The sequence below is a fragment of the Streptomyces sp. NPDC005423 genome (assembly GCF_040606415.1).
Taxonomy (GTDB): Bacteria; Actinomycetota; Actinomycetes; order Streptomycetales; family Streptomycetaceae; genus Streptomyces.
Genome location: NZ_JBEXET010000102.1, coordinates 1 through 3,555 on the forward strand (window position 1 = coordinate 1; position 3,555 = coordinate 3,555).

The window sequence follows — 3,555 nt, forward strand, 5'->3', positions numbered from 1 at the left end:
CGCCTGAGCGTCTGGGGCCACGAACTCGGTCACGGTGTCAGTCACTTGATGTCTCTTCCATGATCATCAATTACACCGGTGAGCGTACAGACCCGCACGCGTCAGCCACGACGGGAGGCACAGCAGCGACATCAAGAACCGCGTCGGGAATGCTCACGTCTCCGTTGGTGAATGTCATGTCCCAGCAGCCGATGGGGGCTCAGCGACCATGTGCGATACGACGATGTGCTTTTTCGGTAAATGGGTGAGGCGCCGGTGACGACGCGCGGTGGGCTTCAACCGGGCCAGTCGATGATGTGGACGTTCAGTTCGTTCTTCCAACTGGACGGCGAACCCGTCGGAGCGTTCGCGGCGCAGGCCGGGCCTGGTCGTCAGCATGTGCTGGGCAGCACGGACCGAGTCGGCCACGACCCGCGTCTGCTCGTCGACTTCAATGAGGGGCAGCCCCTGCTGTCGGCACATGGACAGCCGGTGGGAGAGCGTCATGGGAACACCGTGCTGCTGTGGGAAGCGGAGTACCGCATCCGCCGTGCTCGATTCCGGAGAAAGCTGCACTTCTCCGTAACATCCGAAGAACGAACCATCCTTGATGTCAGGGAGACGTCCCGGCCCGACCGCACTGTCCACACATACGTCACCCGCAGCGATCCCGCGCTCGACCCGGTTGCCGTGCTCGGCCTCATCCTGCTGGAGGCACGGCCCGACAAGATGTCGATCCTCAACGAGCTGCTCGAGAGGCGACCGACGTAACGGCTTGTGCGGAGTCGACCTCCAGGCCGGGGAAACCGGTGCGAGCCCGCGCGGCGCAGGGTGGCGGGTCGTCGCGCAGCGCAGCCTTGATGCGATTGGAACTGCCCCCCTGGGAGTCGCACCGCAAGTCCGACCATTTTCTGGCTTTCACCGCGCTGGCGGCTGCCCTCATCTGTTACCGCAGACTCCCCAAATGAAATGGCCTGTTAACCGTTACAACACCCGACGCCGTCACTCCCACCTCGGACAACGCAGCCCAATCACTTACGAGACAGCGTCCGAAACAACATCAACTACGCTGACACCAGCCGCATAACCCGTGTCCAGGATTCGGAGTCATGGCCCGTGGGGCTCTACCCCACACCCCAGCCCTTCGGCCTGCCGTTGTCGGATGGTGCCGGAAGACGTAAGGAGGCCGAGTGTGCGTTGGAGACCTGGCAGGAAGGCAGGCCGTCGCCGGGACGGGGATGGACCGCATGAGGATGTGTTCTCTTCGCAAGCTGTCTCACATCCGTGGGATGTCCGGGATGAGCGCTGGCGCGAGTGGTTGCGGCGTTCGCGGGTCGGGGTCGACCTGGTCGTGTGGTGGGATGGCGGCGACATACGCAGTCGTATCGGCGACATGCCGTACCGCGAGCGCCTTGTCGACCTGCTGTCCCGGGCCTCGCCTCGGGACTGCGCGGCGATGGGCCTGGGCTGCAGTCTCCGTATCGACCGGTCGTGCCGGGAGCCGGAGACCTGCGGCCAGGATCCCATCGGTCTCTCCGCCGCCAGTGCCGCTCCGTATCGTGTGGGTCCGGTGCCAGGTGCCTGCGGTTCCTTCGTGGACTGCTGGAGCGATTTGGAACTGCATGTGGAATTCTCCGCCGACGACCGCCACCGGGCCGTGCACATGAGCGACCGGAACCGCTCGGGCGAGGTCGGCGTGTGGGTGGACGGCGTTCGGCTGATGGTGGACGCCTGGCTGGATCAGTCCGGGTACTGGGTGGGCGATCGGTTTTACGTGCTGCAGGCAGCGGGCCCGGAAGACCATCCCGATCAGCAAATCGCCCTCGGCCTGCTCGGCTGCAGGATTCTCTCGCTTGTGATCCACGACGCCTGGCGGAGGACGACACGCGTATTGGTCCCGGATGCCTCGGAGACATGGACCAATCCGTTCGTGCGGCTGGAGAGCGATCAGTTGCACCTGTACGCGGACGAATCCGCGGTCACGGGTGACCGGCCCGACCGATCGGTGCCTGCCGAATCGCCACTTCCTTGACCCGTCCCGGCCGACAAAGCCTCGGACTGGCCGCCCAGCCGCGATACAGGCGATATCCACCTCGGCGGGACGCGGTGACGCCCGACGGGCCGAAACCTAGCGGACGCTGGTTCCACGTGCATCCTGACGTGGCGAGGGTCTGTAAAGCGAGCGGCCCTGTCTCACATTCGGTGGTAACGGTAAGTAGCTACCGTGGCTGGCAGTAACACCCCCAGAACAGCATGGGGGTGAAGCGACCTCGCCATTGTGCACGCGCCGCTCGACGACGCCTCTGCGGCTGCTCTCACCGGAGCTCGGGCCAGGCACTCCAGCGATTACGTTCTGTCACCACCGAATGTGAGACAGGGCCGGTGAGCGTACAGACCCCCCAGTGGCTCGATGGCGAATCCCCCACCCGTGAGCGATGGCGTGCCCTGGTCACCGCCCGGCGCCACCGCCTCGGCATCTCCCGATAACCGGCTTGTGGACACAGCCTGGGCCTCATCCCGGTGCCGGCGAGATGAGGCCCGGAGGCGACTATTGACGAACGACTGCAGATCGCCCCTTCCCGGGTGTGCTGCACCTCACCGCGGTGAAGGCGATGCGCAGGAACACGTTGGCAGGGTGGGGAGTTGATGGCTACGTGGCTAGCGGAGGGGGCGTGTCCCCGGGCCTCACCTATAGCCCATGGGGACGATCGTCCGGCTGAAGCCCCATGGAGCACCTCGCCGAGAGGCGACCGCCCTCCGCGCGCCACCACCTACGGTCCCGGCTGGTCTCCCCCGTCCAGCCGGGGCCTTTCACACGTCCCCGACCCGTCGGGGACACCCCGCCCGTACGACCAGGCGCGCTCCCCGCCGTCAGCCGCCTCTTCATTGGAGGGCCTGGTGGTCGTGCCGACTTGGTCCTCTGCCCCAGGCCTTCCACGCGCCGTCGAGAGGATCGACCGTGACCCCCGACCCCGACATGCTGTGGCCTCGTTGCGCTCATCTGGGTCATGTCCTGCTGCCGTTGGTGGACCAGGAGCCATGGCGGCAGGGTCGTCGCCGCGAGAACCTGCAGGCCTGGGGCATCGACACGACGGCAGGCGAACGACTGATGGAGATCTTCGCGGCCCTGGCGACCCATGCTGTCGCGGTCGACACTTCATTATCCGCAGCAGAATTAGATGATCTGCCCCTCAAGGCCGTAGCCGAAGCGGCGACTGGCAAGCGCGACTACGAACTGCTCGCCGGGCTCCCGACAACCTTCGCCGACGACCGTGACGGACACGCCGTCAACGTCTTCCGCCTGCACGTCTACAGGGGCGGCGAGTACGGCCACCGGCTCACCCAGCTGAGCACGGAAATGCGCCATGCACTGCTCGTCCTCGCCGAACGGGCGCCGATACGGTTACTCACGTGTGGGGACGTCTTCCGCCGGGCGGCCGAGGCTGGCCTGCAGCAGTGATTCCGGAGGTCAGACGAGCTGAGCTTGTCCTACCTTTCAAGCGGGTCGGATCTGATCATTCGTAGGATCGGGGAAGCCCAGGGGTTGCGGGTATGGCTGTGAGCTTGTCGCCGCTT

The 3,555-nt window shown here is 65.7% G+C and carries 3 protein-coding genes and 1 pseudogene; 3 read left to right on the top strand and 1 reads right to left on the bottom strand.

Features of this window, described 5'->3' with window-relative positions; translation table 11 throughout:
- Positions 1-240: 240 nt before the first annotated feature.
- Positions 241-750, top strand: coding sequence for a hypothetical protein (locus ABZT12_RS39195; protein ID WP_356394625.1), 510 nt, complete (start codon positions 241-243; stop codon positions 748-750).
- A 484-nt stretch (positions 751-1,234) separates the two neighbouring features.
- Positions 1,235-2,011 carry a hypothetical protein gene (locus ABZT12_RS39200; protein WP_356394628.1) on the top strand — a complete coding sequence of 259 codons (777 nt, stop codon included), beginning with the start codon at positions 1,235-1,237 and terminating at the stop codon, positions 2,009-2,011.
- A gap of 61 nt (positions 2,012-2,072) precedes the next feature.
- Here ABZT12_RS39200 and ABZT12_RS39205 read toward each other — a convergent pair.
- Positions 2,073-2,159, bottom strand: a pseudogene (locus ABZT12_RS39205) (IS5/IS1182 family transposase); the annotation flags it as partial.
- Positions 2,160-2,938: 779 nt separating this feature from the next.
- On the opposite strand from ABZT12_RS39205, the gene ABZT12_RS39210 reads away from it, so the two are divergent.
- Entirely contained in the window at positions 2,939-3,439 is a 501-nt protein-coding gene (locus ABZT12_RS39210) for a hypothetical protein (RefSeq protein WP_356394631.1), read from the top strand.
- Positions 3,440-3,555 lie beyond the last annotated feature (116 nt).